The 19,475-nt window shown below is 70.3% G+C and carries 21 protein-coding genes; 14 read left to right on the plus strand and 7 right to left on the minus strand.

The window, feature by feature from the left end:
- The first annotated feature begins 107 nt into the window (after positions 1-107).
- The 3 genes from ITJ66_RS12895 to ITJ66_RS12905 all read left to right on the plus strand — a co-directional run bounded on the left by ITJ66_RS12895 (position 108) and on the right by ITJ66_RS12905 (position 1,460).
- Positions 108-455 carry a hypothetical protein gene (locus ITJ66_RS12895; RefSeq protein WP_137244238.1) on the plus strand — a complete coding sequence of 116 codons (348 nt, stop codon included), beginning with the start codon at positions 108-110 and terminating at the stop codon, positions 453-455.
- Positions 456-647: 192 nt separating this feature from the next.
- Positions 648-1,058 (plus strand): DUF4190 domain-containing protein, encoded by a 411-nt coding sequence (locus tag ITJ66_RS12900; protein ID WP_194602680.1) that lies wholly within the window; start codon positions 648-650, stop codon positions 1,056-1,058.
- A gap of 111 nt (positions 1,059-1,169) precedes the next feature.
- On the plus strand, positions 1,170-1,460 hold the full coding sequence (locus tag ITJ66_RS12905) for a hypothetical protein (protein ID WP_064294905.1): 291 nt from the start codon (positions 1,170-1,172) through the stop codon (positions 1,458-1,460).
- Between the two features lie 360 nt (positions 1,461-1,820).
- Here the strand turns inward: ITJ66_RS12905 and ITJ66_RS12910 are convergent, their stop codons facing one another.
- The 6 genes from ITJ66_RS12910 to ITJ66_RS12935 form a co-directional block, all read right to left on the minus strand.
- Complete coding sequence (locus tag ITJ66_RS12910) at positions 1,821-2,837, minus strand: MDR family oxidoreductase (RefSeq protein ID WP_192019938.1); 1,017 nt, start codon at positions 2,835-2,837, stop codon at positions 1,821-1,823.
- A 102-nt stretch (positions 2,838-2,939) separates the two neighbouring features.
- Entirely contained in the window at positions 2,940-3,764 is an 825-nt protein-coding gene (locus ITJ66_RS12915; RefSeq protein WP_079706366.1) for an ABC transporter permease subunit, read from the minus strand.
- Positions 3,761-4,666, minus strand: coding sequence for an ATP-binding cassette domain-containing protein (locus ITJ66_RS12920; RefSeq protein ID WP_137244235.1), 906 nt, complete (start codon positions 4,664-4,666; stop codon positions 3,761-3,763). The genes ITJ66_RS12915 and ITJ66_RS12920 overlap by 4 nt, the downstream gene beginning before the upstream one ends.
- A 215-nt stretch (positions 4,667-4,881) precedes the next feature.
- Positions 4,882-5,835: an L-lactate dehydrogenase gene (locus tag ITJ66_RS12925; RefSeq protein ID WP_085514293.1), complete on the minus strand. Its 954-nt coding sequence runs from the start codon at positions 5,833-5,835 to the stop codon at positions 4,882-4,884.
- A 182-nt stretch (positions 5,836-6,017) separates the two neighbouring features.
- Complete coding sequence (locus ITJ66_RS12930) at positions 6,018-6,491, minus strand: SRPBCC family protein (protein ID WP_194644880.1); 474 nt, start codon at positions 6,489-6,491, stop codon at positions 6,018-6,020.
- Positions 6,492-6,503: 12 nt separating this feature from the next.
- Positions 6,504-7,487, minus strand: a complete 984-nt coding sequence (locus tag ITJ66_RS12935) for a rhodanese-related sulfurtransferase (RefSeq protein ID WP_191942041.1) — start codon at positions 7,485-7,487, stop codon at positions 6,504-6,506.
- 150 nt (positions 7,488-7,637) lie between these two features.
- Here ITJ66_RS12935 and ITJ66_RS12940 point away from each other — a divergent pair, with 150 nt between their 5' ends.
- The 5 genes from ITJ66_RS12940 to ITJ66_RS12960 all read left to right on the plus strand — a co-directional run bounded on the left by ITJ66_RS12940 (position 7,638) and on the right by ITJ66_RS12960 (position 11,787).
- A complete protein-coding gene (locus ITJ66_RS12940; RefSeq protein ID WP_194644881.1) occupies positions 7,638-8,819 on the plus strand; it encodes a thiolase family protein in 1,182 nt (393 codons plus the stop codon).
- A 33-nt stretch (positions 8,820-8,852) separates the two neighbouring features.
- Complete coding sequence (locus ITJ66_RS12945) at positions 8,853-9,632, plus strand: 3-hydroxyacyl-CoA dehydrogenase (protein WP_071260445.1); 780 nt, start codon at positions 8,853-8,855, stop codon at positions 9,630-9,632.
- A 49-nt stretch (positions 9,633-9,681) separates the two neighbouring features.
- Complete coding sequence (locus ITJ66_RS12950; RefSeq protein WP_194644882.1) at positions 9,682-10,515, plus strand: enoyl-CoA hydratase/isomerase family protein; 834 nt, start codon at positions 9,682-9,684, stop codon at positions 10,513-10,515.
- Entirely contained in the window at positions 10,512-11,336 is an 825-nt protein-coding gene (locus tag ITJ66_RS12955; protein WP_064294896.1) for an NAD(P)-dependent oxidoreductase, read from the plus strand. The genes ITJ66_RS12950 and ITJ66_RS12955 overlap by 4 nt, the downstream gene beginning before the upstream one ends.
- Positions 11,337-11,454: 118 nt before the next feature.
- Positions 11,455-11,787: a helix-turn-helix domain-containing protein gene (locus ITJ66_RS12960; protein ID WP_137244229.1), complete on the plus strand. Its 333-nt coding sequence runs from the start codon at positions 11,455-11,457 to the stop codon at positions 11,785-11,787.
- Positions 11,788-11,872: 85 nt separating this feature from the next.
- Here the strand turns inward: ITJ66_RS12960 and ITJ66_RS12965 are convergent, their stop codons facing one another.
- Positions 11,873-12,334, minus strand: a complete 462-nt coding sequence (locus ITJ66_RS12965) for a hypothetical protein (RefSeq protein ID WP_194644883.1) — start codon at positions 12,332-12,334, stop codon at positions 11,873-11,875.
- Between the two features lie 219 nt (positions 12,335-12,553).
- On the opposite strand from ITJ66_RS12965, the gene ITJ66_RS12970 reads away from it, so the two are divergent.
- The 6 genes from ITJ66_RS12970 to ITJ66_RS12995 all read left to right on the plus strand — a co-directional run bounded on the left by ITJ66_RS12970 (position 12,554) and on the right by ITJ66_RS12995 (position 19,399).
- Positions 12,554-14,128, plus strand: a complete 1,575-nt coding sequence (locus ITJ66_RS12970; RefSeq protein ID WP_194644884.1) for an MmgE/PrpD family protein — start codon at positions 12,554-12,556, stop codon at positions 14,126-14,128.
- 31 nt (positions 14,129-14,159) lie between these two features.
- A complete protein-coding gene (gene prpB, locus ITJ66_RS12975; RefSeq protein ID WP_079706378.1) occupies positions 14,160-15,059 on the plus strand; it encodes a methylisocitrate lyase in 900 nt (299 codons plus the stop codon).
- Positions 15,060-15,183: 124 nt separating this feature from the next.
- Entirely contained in the window at positions 15,184-16,308 is a 1,125-nt protein-coding gene (locus ITJ66_RS12980) for a bifunctional 2-methylcitrate synthase/citrate synthase (protein ID WP_159876201.1), read from the plus strand.
- Between the two features lie 69 nt (positions 16,309-16,377).
- A complete protein-coding gene (locus tag ITJ66_RS12985; RefSeq protein ID WP_194644885.1) occupies positions 16,378-18,204 on the plus strand; it encodes a hypothetical protein in 1,827 nt (608 codons plus the stop codon).
- An 84-nt stretch (positions 18,205-18,288) separates the two neighbouring features.
- The gene (locus tag ITJ66_RS12990; RefSeq protein WP_194644886.1) at positions 18,289-18,723 is read left to right on the plus strand and encodes a hypothetical protein; all 435 of its coding nucleotides are present in this window, start codon (positions 18,289-18,291) and stop codon (positions 18,721-18,723) included.
- A gap of 124 nt (positions 18,724-18,847) precedes the next feature.
- Complete coding sequence (locus ITJ66_RS12995; protein WP_370582651.1) at positions 18,848-19,399, plus strand: acyl-CoA thioesterase; 552 nt, start codon at positions 18,848-18,850, stop codon at positions 19,397-19,399.
- Positions 19,400-19,475 lie beyond the last annotated feature (76 nt).

The raw sequence follows: 19,475 nt of genomic DNA on the forward strand, positions 1-19,475 counted from the left end.
TCGGACGGTCGCCCCGCCGCCGACGTCGGACGCTGCACAGGGCATGCGTTACCGCTTTGTGAACTTCCGGCAACGCGAACGTCGGTGGGGGTTGGCAGACTAGAGGCATGGCCTCCTTGCGTCTGCACCCCGACCGACTGGAGATCGAGCTGTCCGCGTACGACAAAGCGCTCTCGCTGCGTCGGAGCAACGTCGTCGTGCCACGGTCGAGCATCCGTTCCGCCACCATCACCGACGACCCGTGGATCTGGGTCCGGGGCATCCGTGCGCCGGGCACCGCGATCCCGTTGACGCTCGCCATCGGCCAGTGGAAGTTCCACGGTGGCATGGACTTCCTGGTCATCAAGGGCACCAAACCGTCGGTCGTCATCGACCTCGAAGACGCGGAGTACTCGCGGCTCATCATCACGACCCGTCGCAGCGCCGAGCTCATCGCCGCCCTCAATCTGCACTAGGTCGAGCTGCTGAACGCGCGGCGGTCTCGGCTGGATCCGGACCGTCGGCGAGGACGCGGTGTCCGCGCATCCTGGCGCTGATCAGGGCCGTGCGCAATCATTTGCCTCGAACAGGGCACAAAACGACGTCTGACCGGTATTCTGGGCCCGCTCGAACCTCCGCAGATCCGCCTGTTCGAAAGGACCACGCCCATGTCGACTCCTCCTCCCGGTGAATACCCCGGCCAGCCGCCGCAGGCTCCCCAGGCGCCGCAGCCCCCGAAGGATCAGTACGGCTCGGCTCCCGCGTATTCCGGCGGCGCAGCTCCCAGCGGCGACGCGACCGCCGGAAAGACGCTCGGCATCGTCGGCCTGATCCTCGCCTTCCTCGCCCCGCCGATCGGCCTCATCCTCAGCATCGTCGCCCTGGTGCAGTCGAAGAACGCGGGTGTCAAGAACACGCTGGCGAAGGTCGGCCTCATCCTGTCGATCGTCTTCATCGTCATCGCGATCATCGCGACCATCGCGGGTATCGCGATCGGTGCTGCGGCGTTCAACGAGGCGTGCGCCTCCCTCGGGAGCGGTGTCCACACCGACGGCACGACCACCATCACCTGCCCGTAACCCGGTGACATCCGGTCGATTGGGGAGTTGTCCCCATCGCCTGTCGGGTACCTAACCCACTACTGTTGGCTCGCGCCCGTGGCGCATCTACCATCCTCGAGAGGAACCATCATGACCAACGCACCCCAGTACAACGCCCCGCAGCAGCCGGGCGGCGCCCTGCCCGCCGACTACCCGGGCAAGACGCTCGGCCTCGTCGGCCTCATCCTCGCGATCGTCGTGCCGCTCGTCGGCCTGATCATCAGCCTCGTCGCGCAGAAGCAGTCGAAGGACGCCGGCTACCCGAACCAGCTCGCGAAGATCGGTGTCATCATCGGCATCATCCTCGTCGTGCTCGGCATCATCGGCGGCATCTTCTACGCCGTCGCGCTCGGCTCGGTCATGTCGACCGCCGGCTACTGAGTCTCAGCAGTTCCGTCGGCAGCGGCCGGTCGCCTTCGGGCACCGGCCGCTGTCGCGTTCCTGGAGCGCTGGGCGGTGTCCCTGTCTCAGGGCTCGGCCGGTGGGTCGCCCGGGTGGGCGTGCGCCGCGCCGCAACTCTCCTGAGTTAGGGACGGCGGGTCGGGTGATGTCCCTGTCTCAGGAGTCGGCCGGTGTGTCGCCGGGGTGGGCGTGCGCCGCGCCGCAACTCTCCTGAGTTAGGGACGGCGGGTCGGGTGATGTCCCTGTCTCAGGAGTCGGCCGGTGTGTCGCCGGGGTGGGCGTGCGCCGCGCCGTGGTTCTCCTGAGTTGGGGACGGCCGGGCATGTTCCTTGGGCCCGCTCAGGCGCAGACGTCGACGACGATCCGGCCGTGGACCGAGCCTGCGAGGACCCGTTCCGCCGCATCCGTCGCCTCGGCGAGGGAGACCGTCTCGGTCAGCGTGTCGAGGACGTCGAGGTCGAGCGCGGTGGTCACGCGCTCCCAGGCGGCCTGCCGCAGGGGGAGCGGCGCCTCGACGGAGTTCACGCCCGCGAGCGTGACCCCGCGGAGGATGAACGGCATGACCGACGTCGGGAGATCGGACCCGCCGGCGAGACCACAGGCGGCGACCGTCCCGCCGTACTCGACCTGCGACAGGACCGTCGCGAGCGTCTGACCGCCGACGGAGTCGACGGCTCCCGCCCAGCGCTGGCTGCCGAGTGGGCGGCCGGGTTCGGCGAATTCGGCGCGGTCGACGATCGACGCCGCGCCGAGCCGCCGCAGGGCGTCACCCAGCTCGTCGACCCGCCCGGTCGAGGCGGCGACCTCGAAGCCGGCGGCGGCAAGCAGTGCGATCGCGATGCTTCCGACCCCGCCGCCGGCTCCCGTGACGAGCACGGGGAGCCCGCCGACACGGACGGCGCCGGAGGTCGCGCTGCCGTGCTCGAGCGCGAGCACGGCGAGGGCCGCGGTGTACCCGGCGGTGCCGATCGCGGCGGCCTGTGCGCTGGAGACGTGGTCGGGGACGCGGACGAGCGCGTCGGACCGCACCTTCGCGCGCTCGGAGAGCCCGCCGTACCGGGTCTCGCTCAGGCCGTCACCGAACAGGGCCACGCGGTCGCCGGCCGTCCACGCGGGATCACTCGACGCTGCGACGACGCCGACGAGGTCGATGCCCGCGACCATCGGGAACGACCGCACGACGCCCGGCTTCCCCGTGAGGACGAGGGCGTCCTTGTAGTTGATGCTCGAGTACTCGACGTCGACGGTGACGGCGGCGTCGGGCAGCGAAGTGTCGGGGAGGTCGCGGAGATCGACCGTCCGGGTGGGCTTGCCACCCTCGTGCTCGACCTGCTCGACGAGGTATGCGCGGCCCATGGTGCTCCTGTCTCCGGTGCGGTGACCGGTCGGTGGCTGTCCGTCGAGCCTACGCCTCCCCGCCGAGGGGCTGCCTGGCTCGAGCCAGCGCGCGCACCCTGCCTAGGTGACGTCGCGGCGCCAGGTCGTGGCGTAGCCGATGAGCGCGACGACGACCCCGATACCGAGGAGGACGAGTCCGCCCTGCCACCAGGTCAGCGCGTCCTGCTGAGCGGACATCATCGAGTAGAAGCTCGGTCCGACGAGCGCGTCCGTCGCGGCACCCGGCAGGAACCGGCCGATGGACGCGGTGACCTCGGAGAACGAGGAGGCGAGGCGCAGCAGCGGCTCGACGAACTGCGTGAAGGCCAGCACGACGATGATCGCGCCCACCTGGCTCGGCAGCACCGCCCCGAGACCGACGCCGATCGCACCCCACAGGGCCATCGCGAGCACCGCACGACCGATGAGCGCCCAGGTGTCGGGGTCGGTCAGCATCGGATCGATGCCGCTGATGGCCAGGGCGCCGCCGCCGAGACCGACGGACGCGACAAGCGCGATCACGCCGTACAGTGCGCCGACCCCGGTCAGTGCCAGGACCTTGCCGACGAGGACGTGGCCGCGGTTCGGGTTCGCGAGGAACGTCGGCGTCAGGCTCTGATGCCGGAACTCGCCGGTCGTGGCGAGCGCACCGAGCAGGACTGGGAAGACGTACCCGATGCTCGTCGCGAAGCCGTAGATGAGACCGGGTTGGGTGAGCATCTCGCTCGTCGCCTGCGCCCCGGCCCCGCTGGACTCGGCCGCGCCCGGGATGTTGGCGAAGAGGAGCGCCGCCCCGGCCGCGGCGAAACCGACGTACACGAACAGGATGAGGGCGAGTCCCCACCACACGCGGGTGGTGAACACCTTGAGGAACTCGGAGCGGATGGCTGCCAGAAGTGAGGTCATGCGTGGTCCTCCCCACCGCTGACGAGCGCGAGGAACGAATCCTCGAGCCCTGATCGATGCCGCGACAACGCACTGAGCGGAATGCCGGCGGCGAGCGCGACCCGGCCGATGTCGATCGCCTCCACATCGTGCACGACGAGCCCCGAGCGGGCCTGGTCGAAGGTGTACCCCGCGGCGGTCAGCGCCGTGGCGAGCCGCTCGTGCTCCGGGGAGTTCACGACGACGCGGAGGGTGTCGGCGGCGTCGAGGCTCGCGAGCGTGCCCACGTGCGCGAGCCGCCCCTTCGCGATGATCACGACCTCGTCGACGGACTGCTGCACCTCGCTGAGCAGGTGCGAGCTGATGAGGACGGTCCGACCTTCGGCCGCGAGTGCGGTGAGGAAGCCGCGGATCCACTTGATCCCCTCGGGGTCGAGCCCGTTGATCGGTTCGTCGAGGACGAGCACACCGGGGTCGCCGAGGAGCGCGGTCGCGAGGCCGAGCCGTTGTCGCATGCCGAGTGAATATCCGGCGACGCGTCGGTCGGCGACCTCGAGCAGGCCGACCTGCGCGAGCACGACGTCCACCCGGCTCGCCGGCAGACGCGCTGCCGAGGCGTGCACGCGCAGGTGGTTGCGGGCGGTGCGGCCGGGGACGAAGCTCGCCGCCTCGAGAGCCGCTCCGACGGTCGCTGCTGGGACCGGCAGCTTGGCGTAGGGGACACCGCCGAAGGTCGCCCTCCCCGACGTCGGTTGCACGAGGCCGAGCAGCATGCGCAGGGTCGTCGTCTTCCCGGCTCCGTTCGGGCCGAGGAAGCCGGTGACCTTGCCCGGTTCCACGTGGAACGTCAGGTCGTCGACCGCCTGCACCGCCCCGAAGGATTTCGAGAGTCCGTCGAACTCGATCGTCACGCCAGCGGTCATCCGGTGCCTCCCCAGGGGCGCGGCCGGATCCGCGCCTCGTCCTGCAACGCTATCGGGGCCGACACCCATCGCGCATCGGCCGCTCGGGGGAGATCCCGGCGAGGGCGCCGATGGCCCCGTCTCAGGAGATGCCCGGCGTGGCGGGCGCGCCTTGGTGCGACGCGCCGCACCTCTCCTGAGACAGGGACGGTGGAGCCGAGGAGGAGGGTCGGCGGCTACAGCCCGAGCGAGTCGAGCGACGCGCGGACGGCGGCGGCCGAGTCGGCGAACTGCTGTTCCTCGCGCGGCGACATCGCGACCTCGACCACCGAGCGCACGCCCGAGCGGTCGACGATGCTCGGCACCGACAGGGCGACCCCGCTGACGCCGTGGTACCCGTCGAGCACGGTGCTCACCGGCAGGATCGCGTGCTCGTCGCCGAGGATGGCCTCGACGATCCGTGCCCCGGAGAGCCCGATCGCGTAGTTCGTCGCGCCCTTGCCCTCGATGACGCGATAGGCGGCCGTGCGGACGTCGGTCGCGATCTCGTCGAGCTGCTGCTCCGTGAAGCGCGATCCGTCGGGTAGCTCCCAGTCGAGGATCGGGACGGGGCCGATGGTCGCCTGCGACCACAGCGGCAGTTCGCTGTCGCCGTGCTCGCCGACGATGAGTGCGTGCACCGCCGAGGTCGCGACACCCGCACGCTCAGCGAGCAACCAGCGCAGCCGGGAGGTGTCGAGGACGGTGCCGGAGGAGAAGACGCGTTCGCGCGGCAGCCCCGTGATCTGCTGGGCGGCGACGGTGAGGACGTCGCACGGGTTCGTGACGAGCATGTAGACGGCGTCCGGCGCCTGCTCGACGAGTTTCGGGAGCAGCTGTTCGAGGATGCGGATGTTCGTGCCCGCGAGGTCGAGTCGGGTCTGGCCGGGTTCCTGCTTGGCGCCGGCCGTGATCACCACGACGTCCGCGTCGGCGACGACCGAGATGTCGTCACCGCCCGTGATGCTGCTGGAACCGGTGAACTGCGTCCCGTGGGCGAGGTCGAGCACCTCGGCCGAGGCCCGCTTGCCGTCGATGTCGTAGAGCGCCACCCGCCGGGCGCTGCCGCGGATGAGCGAGGCGTAGGCGAGGGACGAACCGACGCTCCCCGCCCCGATGATGGCCAGTTTCGACTTCGTGCGAGCACCCATTGCTCCATCTTGGCAGGGGCTGATGTGCGCGGTCAGGGCGCGGCACGACGGGTGTCGGGTTATCTCGATGTCGAGGTATCCGCCCTTCGACAGGCTCAGGGACCGAATCGTCCCTTCGGCACTTCGACAAGCTCAGTGACCGGACCGCCGCACCCTCCGGTCACTGAGCCGCACCCTATCGGTCACTGAGCCTGTCGAAGTGCCTCAGCCAACCACCGGTTCCGCGACTCGATGAGCCGTCGCAGGTGCCGGGTGAGCGCGACGTGTTCGGCCACGACGCCGAGCGGACCGAACGGCGCCGAGAACGTGACGTCGTCGAGCATGATGGTCCGCGCCGTCCCCATCGGGCGCTCGAGCGGTTCGAAGAGGTGGACGTGGCGGAACGTCCGGAACGGACCGGACACCTGTTCATCGGTGAACCGGTGGGGTTCCTCGAACGCGGTGATCCGACTCGTCATCGTCCACGGCACACCGAAGTGCTTCGCCCGCCAGGTGACGGTCTCACCGAGGCCGATCAGCCCGGAGGTCACGCCGCCGACCGCCCGTTCACCGGTGTCCGCCATCGAGCCGAGGTGGGCGTCGATCGACCGCGAGAGGTCGAAGGCCTGCTGCATCGTCCCGGCGAGCTCGGTACGGAGGCGGAAGTGGGCGGTCATGACGGTGGCGGATCAGGCGGGCTGGCCGGTGCGAGCATCGGTGGAGACGTCGGCCCCGGTGTGCACGGCGCATCGCGGGCCGCCGTCGGGCCCGTCCGCGTGCGCCTCGCACACGACCAACTGCGTCTTGCAGGAGGGGTCCGCGCAGTTCTGCAGGTGCTTGGTCGACGCGTCGCAGACGACACAGTGCCCGATGACGGCCGCGTGATCGCTGAACTCGAGCGAGCCCCGCTTGTCGAACACGTACAGGGATCCCTCCCACAGGCCGTCGTCGCCGAACTGCTCGCCGTACCGGACGATGCCGCCGTCGAGCTGGTACACCTCGCCGAACCCGCGAGAGCGCATGAGTCCCGAGAGCACCTCGCAGCGGATGCCGCCCGTGCAGTAGGTGACGACCGGCTTGTCCTTGAGGTGGTCGTACTTGCCGCTGTCGAGTTCGGCGACGAAGTCCCGGGTGGTCGCGACGTCGGGGACGACCGCGCCGGCGAACCGCCCGATCTCGGCCTCGAACGCGTTCCGGCCGTCGAAGAACACGACGTCGTCGCCGCGCTCCGCGACGAGCTCGTGCAGTTCCGTCGGCTGCAGGTGCACCCCGCCGCCGGAGACGCCGTGCTCGTCCACCACGAGCTCACCGGGGGCGCCGAAGGACACGATCTCCTCGCGCACCTTCACGCTGAGCTTCGGGAAGTCGCTACTCCGACGCCAGGGCGCTGGCCGGTGCCTGGCCGTGCGGACGGGGTCGTCCTCGTCGAAGCCGGAGCCGTCGCTCCACTTCACGTCGAGGTCGCGGAACGCGGGGTGCTCCTTCGTCTTCCGGACGTAGAGCTTGCAGGCGTCGAGCTCGCCGCCGACTGTGCCGTTGATGCCGTCCTTCGAGATGAGGATGCGGCCACGGAGACCGAGCGACTCGCAGAGGTCGCGCTGCCACAGCCGGATCGCCTCCGGGTCCGCCAGGGGAGCGAACGCGTAGTACAGGAGGATCTTCGGGTCGGCCACCGCTCAATCGTACGCGGCGCCGACCGCGGATCGTCGGGCCGGCCCAGCGGACACGGACGTTCCGGTCCCTCGCTTGTCGAAGGGCCACAACCGCCGCCGTCCACGAAGGCGCCAGGCCTAGGGTGGACGCAGACCTCGAAGGAGATGGCTATGCGCACTGCAGTGATCGTCGACGCGATCCGGACGCCGTCCGGCCGGGGCAAACCGGGCGGTGCGCTGAACGCCGTGCACCCGACGGACCTCCTCGCCGGCACGATCCGTGCGCTCGTGGAGCGGACCGGCATCGATCCCGCGGTCGTCGAGGACGTGTACGCCGGCTGCGTCACCCAGTCCGGCGAGCAGGGGCAGAACATCGCGCGGAACGCGGCGCTGGCCGCAGGGCTCCCGCAGGAGACCCCCGGCACCACCATCGACCGGCAGTGCGGCTCCAGCCAGCAGGCCACCACCTTCGCCGCGCAGAGCGTCATGTCGGCGGGTGACGACGTCGTCATCGCCTGCGGTGTCGAGTCGATGAGTCGAGCGCCGATGGGCTCCAACGTGCAGGGGGCAGACCCCTTCGGTTCCGCACTCCGAGCCCGCTTCCCCGAGGGCCTCGTCGGCCAGGGTGTCTCCGCCGAACTCATCGCCGCCCGCTGGAACCTCAGCCGCGACGAACTCGACGCCTTCGCCGCCCGCTCCCATGAGCGCGCCGCCGCGACCTGGGCGTCCGGCGGGTTCGACGGCGAGGTCGTCGCCGTCACCCTCCCCGACGGTTCCGTCGTCACGACCGACGAGACGGTCCGTGCCGGGACGACCCCCGAGGCGCTCGCCGGACTCCCCGCCGTCTTCCGCGACGACCGGCTCGCGGCCCGGTTCCCCGAGATCGCCTGGCGGATCACGCCGGGGAACGCCTCACCACTCACCGACGGCGCCTCCGCCGCGCTCATCATGAGCGAGGTCCGGGCGATCGAGCTGGGGCTCACACCGCGTGCGCGCTTCGTCTCCTTCGCCGCGGTCGGGAGCGACCCGATCGAGATGCTCACCGGCATCCTCCCCGCCACCCGCCGCATCCTGGAGCGCAGCGGGCTCGACATCGACGACATCGACGCGTTCGAGGTCAACGAGGCGTTCGCGTCCGTCCCGCTCGCGTGGCAACGCGAGTTCGGGGTGGACGACGACCGGCTCAACCCGCGTGGCGGGGCGATCGCCCTCGGGCACCCGCTCGGCGCCTCCGGGACGAAGCTCCTCGCCACCCTCCTCGGCCAGCTCGAGGCGACCGGCGGCCGGTACGGTCTGCAGACGATGTGCGAGGGCGGCGGTATGGCCAACGCGACGATCATCGAGCGCCTCTGACGGGCGCGCCCACCACGTGAAGGGAACCACGACATGGATGTGACCGGCAGTTCGGCGATCGTCACCGGCGGCGCCTCGGGACTCGGATTCGCGACCGCGACGCGGCTGGCCGGGGCCGGTGCGCGGGTCGTGCTCGTCGACCTCCCCGGTTCACCCGGGGCGGAGCGGGCCGAGGAGCTCGGCGGGTTCGCGACCTTCGTGCCCGCCGACGTCACCGACGGCGAGCAGGTGCAGGCGGCGGTCGAAGCGGCGGTGTCGCGTGGCCCGCTGCGGGTCGTCGTGAACTGTGCCGGCATCGCGCCACCGGCGAAGGTGCTCGGCCGCGACGGCCCGGCGGACCTCGGGGCCTTCGAACGCGTCCTGCGCGTCAACGTCCTCGGCACCTTCAACGTCATCCGGCTCACCGCCGACGCGATGCAGCACAACGATCCGGACGGTGATCCCGTCGACGGCGCCGGGGACCGCGGCGTCATCATCAACACCGCGTCCGTCGCCGCCTTCGACGGACAGATCGGCCAGCCCGCCTACGCCGCATCCAAGGGCGCGGTGCACTCGATGACGCTGCCGATCGCCCGCGAGCTGGCACGCTTCGGGATCCGGGTCGTGACGATCGCGCCCGGCATCATGGAGACGCCCATGCTCGCCGGCCTGCCCGAGGCGGCGCAGGAGTCGCTCGGGCACCAGGTGCCGTACCCGGCCCGCCTCGGCCGTCCCGACGAGTACGCCGCGCTCGCGCTGCACATCGTCGAGAACGGCTACCTCAACGGTGAGACGATCCGCCTCGACGGCGCGATCCGGATGGCGCCGAAATGACCGGCTCTCCGATGCCGACGAACCCATCCACCGACCAGGGAGCCACTCCGTGACCAGCGACGACACCATCCTCTTCGAGGTGAGCGACGGCCTCGCGCACCTCACGCTCAACCGGCCCGCGAGCCTCAACGCGATCGACGACCGAGCGGCCAGACGGTGGCGCGACCTCGCCCTCGAGATCGCGGAGCGCGACGACGTCCGGGCGGTCCTGTTCGACGCAAACGGACCGGCGTTCTGTGCGGGCGGTGACGTCCTCGCGATGTCGCGGATGGGTGACGGCAGCGCAGGATCGACGGGCGCCTTCGTCACCGAGCTCGCCGACATCATCCACGAGGGCCACCGGACCCTGCAGTCGGTCGTGAAGCCGATCGTCGCCGCCGTCCAGGGGGCTGTCGCGGGCGGCGGACTGGGGTTCATGCTCGTCGCCGACGTGATCATCGCGTCCGACCGGGCGAAGTTCGTCAGCAAGTACGCCGACATCGGCCTCACGCCCGACTGCGGCGTGAGCACCCTGCTGCCCGAGGCGGTCGGCATGCGCCGGGCGCTCGAGCTCACCCTCGGCCCGCGGATGCTGAGCGCCGAGGAGGCACTCGCCTGGGGGCTCGTGACCGAGGTGGTCCCCGCTGAGCAGCTCGACGCCCGTGCCCGCGAGGTGGCCGCGTTCTGGTTGGCCGGAGCCACGACCGCGTTCGGTCAGGCGCGGCGGCTGCTGCGCGAGAGTGTCGGCCGCGGCTACCAGGACGCCCTCGACGACGAAGCCCGCACGATCGGCGCGGCGATCGAGACGCCCGAGTCGGTCGCGCGCGTCGCAGCGTTCGCCGCCGCGTCGGCGAAGCGCGCCGGCGCGTCGACCACCACCACCCCGAAGGAGCCCACCGCATGACCACCCTCGCCGGCAAGACCATCCTCATGTCGGGCGGCAGCCGCGGCATCGGCCTCGCGATCGCCCTGCGTGCGGCCCGCGACGGCGCGAATGTCGCGATCCTCGCCAAGACCGACACCCCCGATCCCCGCCTCGAGGGGACGATCCACACCGCAGCGGACGCGATCCGTGAGGCCGGCGGTCAGGCGCTCCCGATCCTCGGCGACGTCCGGAACGACGACGACATCACGCGGGCCGTGTTCGAGACCGCCGGTGAGTTCGGCGGCATCGACATCGTCGTCAACAACGCGAGCGTCATCAGCCTCGCGCGCACCCTCGACCTCGACGCGAAGCGGTACGACCTCATGCAGGACGTGAACGTGCGTGGCACGTTCATGCTGTCGCGGGCGGCCATCCCCATGCTGAAGGACGCGGAGAACCCGCACATCCTGTCGCTGTCCCCGCCGCTCAACCTCGACCCGAAGTGGCTCGGCGCGCACACCGGCTACACGCTCGCGAAGTACGGGATGTCGATGGTGACGCTCGGTCTCGCGGCCGAGTTCGGGCGCGACGGCATCGCCGCGAACACGCTCTGGCCGAAGACGACGATCAAGACGGCGGCGGTCGGCAACATCCTCGGCGGAGAGGCCCTCCTGGCGAAGAGTCGCACCCCGGAGATCTACGCCGACGCGGCCTACGAGGTCCTGACGGCTTCGGCGCGTGAGCTCACGGGTCGGTCGCTCATCGTGGAGGACGTCCTCGCTGAGGCCGGGGTCACCGACCTCGCGAAGTACTCACCGGGCGTCGACGAATCGGAGCTCTACCCCGACATCTTCCTGTAGCGGCGGGCCCGCTCTGTCCGCTGACGGCAGAACGCGTGCTCCCCGAGCCTGGCCGAGCCGCGCCTACAGTGAGAGCACGCGGTCACGGAGCCCGCGCCCGCAGCCGAAAGGAGTCGCCATGTTGTACCGCGAAGCCCTCGGCGCGGCCCTGCGTACGCGTCGCCTCGAACAGGGGCGCACCCTGCAGGACGTCGCGACCGCCGCAGCCGTCTCGACGCCCTACCTGTCGGAGATCGAACGCGGCCGGAAGGACGCCTCCTCCGAGGTGGTGGTGACCATCGCCGACGCGCTCCGCACCCGCCTCGACGCGCTCATGTTCGACATCGCCGACCGCTTCGAGACCGCGGCGGCTCCGATCGTCGTCGAGTTGCCGCAGGCCGAGGACGCGCTCGCCGACGCGACGATCACCCCGTTGCGCCCCGCGGCCGACCCACAGCTGCTCGCCGCCTGACGCCGACCGTCGGCGATCGTCCGGACACGGTGCTGCGTCCCGTCCGGTGACGGCCAGCCGCTCGCTCGGCCCACCGCTCCCTCCCTCAGCCGCGGGCGAGTGCCTCGAGGGTCTCGTGGAGGAGCGGCTCGGCCGTCTCCCACGTCGTGTCCGCGTCCCAGTCACCGAGGTCGGTGACCTCGGTATGGCGGCCGGCCTGGTGCTTCGGCTCGGGATCGCCCGGGAGCCGCAGCCGCTGGGTGAACCCTCCGGTCGTCCGGTCGAAGTCGAGCACGTGGAAGGCGACGTTCCGGTTCCAGTCCTCGGACGGCCACGAGATGAAGTTCACGCGCACCCGCTCCGCGGACAGCGGCCCCTCGGCGACGTAACTGCCGGGGTGGTCCTCGCCCGGCGACAGGATGCGGTACGCGCCGTTCGAGCAGTACAGCAGCAGGGCCGGCACGAACGGCTTCTCCGCGAACAGTTCGGTGTAGTGGAGCGCCTCGGCTCGGACCACGTCGCCGAACAGGTGGGGGGTCTGTGGTGCCCCAGGGGTGTGCATCGGCACGGTCGTCTCCTTCGGTTCGTCAGGGGTCGGTATGCGTGTCACTCTGGCCGTGGCCGCCGTATGCGCGGTGTACGCGGGCTGGGTGGATGCGGAGAACGAGGCTGGTATTCCACGGCGCCAGGAGATCGGCGCGACAGCAGGACCGTTCCACGCGAAATGTCCTGTTCCCGGGCGGTTCTCCTGCTGCGGCGCGACGGACCCGCGGGCGTAGGCTGGAGGATGCGACGCCCCGCAGCACACTCGGACGGGCCGCACCCGAAAGGAACACCCGTGATCCAGCACCACCTGCGCGTCCACCGCAGCGACGAGAACCTCGCCCGCGAAGGACAGCTCGCCTGGCAGCTCGCCCGCGTCGCGACCGATCCGGTGGAGGTGACGCCCGAGGTCGTCGACATGATCATCAACCGGGTGATCGACAACGCCGCCGTCGCAGCCGCCTCGCTCACGCGCCGGCCCGTCTCCTCGGCTCGCGCCCAGGCGCTCAGTCACCCCGTCAGCACCGGCGGCGACGGTGCCACCGTGTTCGGGCCCGACCTCGCCCGCCGCGTCTCCCCGGAATGGGCGGCCTGGGCCAACGGCGTCGCCGTGCGCGAGCTCGACTTCCACGACACCTTCCTCGCCGCCGAGTACTCGCACCCGGGCGACAACATCCCGCCCATCGTCGCGGTGGCCCAGCACGTCGGCTGCACGGGCGCCGACCTCGTCCGCGGGATCGCGACCGGCTACGAGATCCAGATCGACCTCGCGAAGGCGATCAGCCTGCACCGACACAAGATCGACCACGTCGCACACCTCGGCCCGAGCGCCGCGGCCGGCATCGGCACGATGCTCGGCCTCGACCAGGCCACCATCCACCAGGCGATCGGCCAGGCGCTCCACACCACGACGGCCACCCGCCAGTCGCGCAAGGGCGAGATCTCCACCTGGAAGGCGCACGCTCCCGCGTTCGCCGGCAAGATGGCGGTCGAGGCCGTCGACCGGGCGATGCGCGGCGAGACCAGCCCGTCGCCGATCTACGAGGGCGAGGACGGCGTGGTCGCCTGGCTGCTCGACGGCCCCGACGCCTCCTACGACGTCCCGTTGCCCGGCGCCGGTGAGCCGAAGCTCGCGATCCTCGACTCCTTCACGAAGGAGCACTCGGCGGAGTACCAGGCGCAGGCGTGGATCGACCTCGCCCGCAAGCTGCACCACGAGCACCCGGAAGTCCTCGCCCCCGGAGCCGTGGACCGCATCGTCCTCCACACCTCGCACCACACGCACTACGTCATCGGCTCCGGCGCGAACGACCCGCAGAAGTACGACCCGACGGCGTCGCGCGAGACCCTCGACCACTCCATCCCCTACATCGTCGCGGTGGCGCTGCAGGACGGCGCGTGGCACCACGTCGACTCCTACCGTCCCGAACGCGCCACCCGAGCCGACACCGTCGAGCTGTGGCACCGGATCTCGACGGCGGAGGACGCTGAGTGGACGCGCCGCTACCACTCGCTCGACCCGGCCGAACAGGCGTTCGGCGGGCGCATCGAGATCACGCTCACGGACGGGTCGACCATCGTCGAAGAGATCGCCGTCGCCGATGCCCACCCGCTCGGCGCCCGGCCGTTCGCGCGCGCCGACTACGTCCACAAGTTCCGCACGCTCGCCGCCGACGTCCTCGATGCGGAGGAGATCGAGCGTTTCCTCGCGCTCGCCGAACGCCTCCCGGAGCTCGACGCCGACGAGGTCAAGCAGCTGAGCATCCAGGCCGCCTCCGGGGTCCTCGCCTCGGCACCCCACCCGACCGGCCTGTTCTGATGCCGGCCGACCTCCAGAAGGGACTGTGCTGATGCTGTACAGCGAGACCACGCCGGCGGAGAAGCGCCGGCTGTTCCGCGAGCGACTCGCCACCGGTGAGCTGCTGCGCTTCCCGGGCGCGTTCAACCCGCTCTCGGCGAGGCTCATCGAGCAGAAGGGCTTCGACGGCGTCTACATCTCCGGCGCGGTGCTCTCCGCCGACCTCGGGCTGCCCGACATCGGACTGACGACCCTCACCGAGGTCGCCGGTCGCGCCAAGCAGATCGCCCGGATGACCGAGCTGCCCGCGATCGTCGACGCCGACACCGGCTTCGGGGAGCCGATGAACGTCGCGCGCACCGTCCAGGAGATCGAGGACGCCGGGCTCGCCGGGCTGCACATCGAGGACCAGGTCAACCCGAAGCGCTGCGGCCACCTCGACGGCAAGCAGGTCGTCGACACCTCCACCGCGCTCGGCCGGATCCGTGCCGCCGTCGACGCCCGGCGCGATGCGAACCTGCTCATCATGGCGCGCACCGACATCGCCGCCGTCGACGGTCTCGACGCCGCGATCGACCGGGCCAAGCAGCTCGTCGACGCCGGAGCCGACGCGATCTTCCCCGAGGCGATGCGGTCGCTCGAGGAGTTCGCCGCCGTCCGCGACGCGGTCGACGTGCCGATCCTCGCCAACATGACGGAGTTCGGCAAGAGCGAGCTGTTCACGAGTCAGCAGCTCGCCGATGTGGGCGTGAACATCGTCATCTGGCCGGTGTCGCTCCTCCGCATCGCGATGGGCGCCGCGGGTCGCGCGCTCGACACGCTGAACGACGAGGGCTCGCTCACGAGCAAGCTCGGTGAGATGCAGCACCGTGCCGACCTCTACGAACTGATCGACTACGAGGGCTACAACCGCTTCGACACCTCGGTCTTCAACTTCACCATCGACCGGTAGGCGTCCCCTCGCCGGTGAACACCACCTGGGTCTCCGCTCCCCGAGCTTGTCGAGGGGCCAGCCGGGTGCCAAGCTCGACCGACGCGCGCAGGACGCGCGCAGGCAGTACGCAAAGGAGCAACGCATGACCGAAGCGACCAGCGACATCAAGAAGGGTCTCGCCGGCGTCGTCGTCGACGTGACGAGCGTCTCGAAGGTGAACCCGGAGACGAACTCCCTGCTCTACCGCGGGTATCCGGTCCAGGAGCTCGCCGAGCACTGCAGCTTCGAGCAGGTCGCGTACCTGCTCTGGAACGGTGAACTGCCCACGGACGCCGAACTCGCGGAGTTCACTGCGTTGGAGCGGGGCCAGCGAGCGCTCGACGACAACGTCAAGGCGGCCATCGACCTCCTCCCGACCGAGAGCCACCCGATGGACGCCCTCCGCACGGCCGTCAGCGTGATCGGTGCGAACGACCCGACCGCCGAGACCAACACCCCCGAGGCCAACGCGGTGAAGGCCGCGAGCCTGTACGCGAAGCTGCCGGCGATCGTCGCCTACGACCAGCGCCGCCGCCACGGCCTCGAGCTCGTCCCGCCGCGCGACGACCTCGGCTACAGCGCCAACTTCCTCTTCATGACCTTCGGTGAAGAAGCCGATCCGGTCGTCGTCGAGGCGTTCGACGTCTCGATGATCCTCTACGCGGAGCACTCCTTCAACGCGTCGACGTTCACCGCCCGGGTCATCACCTCGACCCTCAGCGACCTGTACTCGGCGGTCACCGGCGCGATCGGCGCACTCAAGGGCGCCCTGCACGGTGGGGCGAACGAGGCCGTCATGCACGTCTTCGACGAGATCGGGACGGCTGACCAGGCCAGCGCGTGGCTCGACGCGGCGCTCGCCGAGAAGCGCAAGATCATGGGCTTCGGACACCGGGTCTACAAGAACGGCGACTCGCGCGTGCCGACGATGCTCAAGGCGTTGGAGCGGCTCGCCGAGCACTACGGCAAGCCCGAGATCCTCGAGCTGTACACGACGCTCGAAGCGGACATGGTCGCGCGGAAGAACATCAAGCCGAACCTCGACTACCCCTCGGGCCCGGCGTACAACCTGATCGGGTTCGACACGGTCACGTTCACGCCGCTGTTCGTCGCCGCTCGGATCGTCGGGTGGACGGCGCACATCGCCGAGCAGCTCGCGTCGAACGCGCTCATCCGTCCGCTGTCCGAGTACGTCGGGCCCGACGAGCGGCACGTGCCGACCGACTGAGGGACGAGTTCTCCACAGATCCGGCGGCAGCCCCCACGGCGATATTCCAGATGAGTAGCCTCGGTCCTCGTGACTGCTCTGAATCGTGCTCCGCGCTCCCTGCTCCTGCGATCCACGCTCTCGGCCCTGGCCGCTGCGACCATCCTGCTCACCGCGGTGGGAGTCCCGGTCCCGGCGTCCGCCGCTCCGCCCGTCGGGTCCATCGCCGACCCCCAGGAGCACGACGACGGACCCGGTGACGCGTTCGGCATCGGGGATGTCCCCGGTGCGCCGGACGCCGTGGCCCCTTCGGCAGGCACCTCGAGGGTGATCGGCAAGCTCGTCCTGCAGAACCGTTCCAGCGGATCCTCGGCGTACGTCGGGCTCTCCGCGCCGGAGTCGGGTCGGAACGTCCAGCGGCTGTACTCGTCCTCGGTGGGCGGAGCAGCGTCGCTCGCGGGGACGTATTCCCTCCCTGCCGTCGGTGCGGCCGGGCCGATCACCGGCACGGGAACCTCCTCGGCGCTCTGCCTGACGCCCGCGGGCGACGGCTCCCGGGCGCTCGTCGCAGCCCGGACGTGCACCGGTTCCCCGTCGCAGGACTTCGAGTGGCGCTACGTCTCGAACAAGTGGGTCGCCGGCTACGCGCTGTACCCGGTGTCGAGTCCGTACTCCTTGGGCGGGACGGACACCGACACCTTCGTCGAGCTCACGATGGACGCGCTCACCGACGTCGTCGTGGAGTCGCAGCTGGCTCCGATCGAGCCGTTCGAACTGCGGACCCCGGCGATCGGCGCCACGGTGGACACACCGACCCCAACGTTCAGCGGTATCGGCCAGCCCGGATCGTCCGTCTCGATCCGCACCGACGCGCAGGTCCTGCTCGCGAGCACGAGCGTCCCCCTGGACTCGACGTCCTGGTCGGTTCCGTCGATCCGGCTCGAGCCCGGCCGCTACACGGGAACCGCGAGCCAGAGCGGAACCGGGTCGGATGTCCAGGTGCGTTTCGACTTCACGGTCCCGGCGCCGCTCGCGCCCGGCGCCTCGATCCCCACGCCGACGCTCGCCCCCGGTCAGTCCGTGGAGGTGGAGGCGACGTTCAACGCCGATGCCGGTGGTCAGCGCATCGACGTCTACCACCCGGCGAACACGCGGATCACTGCGGTCGACCACCCGGCCTTCACACTCGACGCGTTGGGCATCGGGGGTGTCTTGCCGGTCGGCGCGACCACGCTGAGGTTCACGCTGCGGGCGAACGACGACGCTCCCGTCGGCGAGGCCACGGGCGGCAAGGTCACCTACGGTTCCTCCCGCATCACGATCGCCGACTTCACGGCGAACATCGTCCGTGCGCCGGACGAGCCGATCGCCCCTCTGGTGGTCGAGTCGCCGAGGCGCGGCGAGACGATCACTGAGACGACCCCCGTGTTCAGTGGGACCGGCGAGCCGGGTTCGCGCATCGAGATCCGTGGCGCGTGGGGCGACGTCCTCGGCTCGGTGGAGCGGGTCGACGCGAGCGGTGCGTGGTCGATCACGTGGAACAAGAGCCTCCTCCCGAGCCGGTATGCCGGAGGCACCGTGAAGCAGTTCGTGGACGGGGTACCGACGCACACCTTCGTCTACGACTTCACGATCGTCCAGCCCCGACTCGTCGTTACCTCGCCGAGAGTCGGCGACACCCTCACCGGCACCAGGCCGGTGTTCACCGGTACGGCGAACCCGGGGGCGCGGGTGCGGATCACGGGCGCGTGGGGCACCGACCTCGGCTCCGCGATCGCCGACCCACGGACCGGGGAGTGGACCATCACCTGGCCGCGTGACTATCTCCCGGCGCGGTACTTCGGCGGCACCGTGACCGAGACCGTCGGCGGCCAGGTCATCGCCTCGTCCGGGTACGACTTCACCCTCACCCAGTGAGCTGACCTTGGGGCCGCCGGCCCGGTGTCGCTGCACCGGGCCGGCGGCTCCTGCCTCCCCTACCGAGCCTCCGAAGGAGCACCCATGTCCAAGCAACCCACCCTCCTCGCCGCCGCGGGCCTCGCCGTCATCGCCCTCTCCGGATGCACCGACGCGGGTGCGACGTCGACGACGAGCGCGTCACCGACGGTCGCCGCCGATTCCACCACCGGTTCCGAGTACACGATCCCCGACGTCACGGGTGAGTGCGTCGACGGCACGGCGACCATCGTCGACGACAGCTCGAACGTGACCATCGACGGCGACTGCGAGAACGTCGTCGTGGAGGCCTCCAACAGCATCGTGACCGTGACGGGAGCCGTCGTGAACCTCTCGTTCAACAGCTCCATCACGCTCGTGAACGTCTCGACCGTCGACAACGTCACGTTCGTCGAGGGAGCCAACGGCAACAAGGTCGCGACCTCGTCGGCCCCGGTGGTCACCGACAGCGGGGAGGGCAACACCGTCGGCGCTGACTGACCGTTCGCGATCCGGCCCAGGTGTGTCGGACGCCACACGTCACCAGGCGTCCCAGGACCCGGGTGTTGTCGAGTCGGGACAACCGTGGTGCACGATGCCGCGCCGGCGGGATACGGTCGCATCCGTGCACCTCATCTTCCGCACCATCGCCATGTTCCTGCAGTCTCGCCGTCGAGCCCGTCGCGGCGAGCGCCTCGACACCTGGGACGTCGGTCGGATCCGGCTGCGCGTGCTGCCGACCGATCTCGACGTCCTCGGCCACATGAACAACGGTGTGTACCTCTCGATCTTCGATCTCGGCCGCTTCGACCTCCTGATCCGGAACGGACTCTGGGATCGCTTCAAGCACCTGGGCTGGTACCCGGTGGTGTCGAGTGAGAGCATCACCTTCCGGAAGTCGCTGCAGCCCTGGCAACGCTTCACCGTCGAAACCCGGGTCACGGGCTTTGACGACAAGGGCGTGTTCATCGAACACCGGGTGGTCGTGGGCGGGGAGATCTACACACAAGCCCTCGTGCGAGGTCGGTTCCTCAAGCGCACGGGCGGCGTGGTGGCGCTCTCGGAACTCATCGAGCTCACCGGCCCGGCTCCAACCGACCTGCCTGCGTGGCAGGCGCAGTGGGCGAGGGATGTGGCCCTGCCGCCCACGAAGGCACCGGCTCCCAGCGACTGGTGACTCGCAGTCGGTCGACATACTGGATTAAGCAACTGGAATACTTGTAGGCTGACCGCGTTCGTTCGCGAACGCTCCG

The sequence above is a fragment of the Plantibacter sp. VKM Ac-2885 genome (assembly GCF_015351205.1).
GTDB classification, from domain to species: Bacteria; Actinomycetota; Actinomycetes; order Actinomycetales; family Microbacteriaceae; genus Plantibacter; species Plantibacter auratus.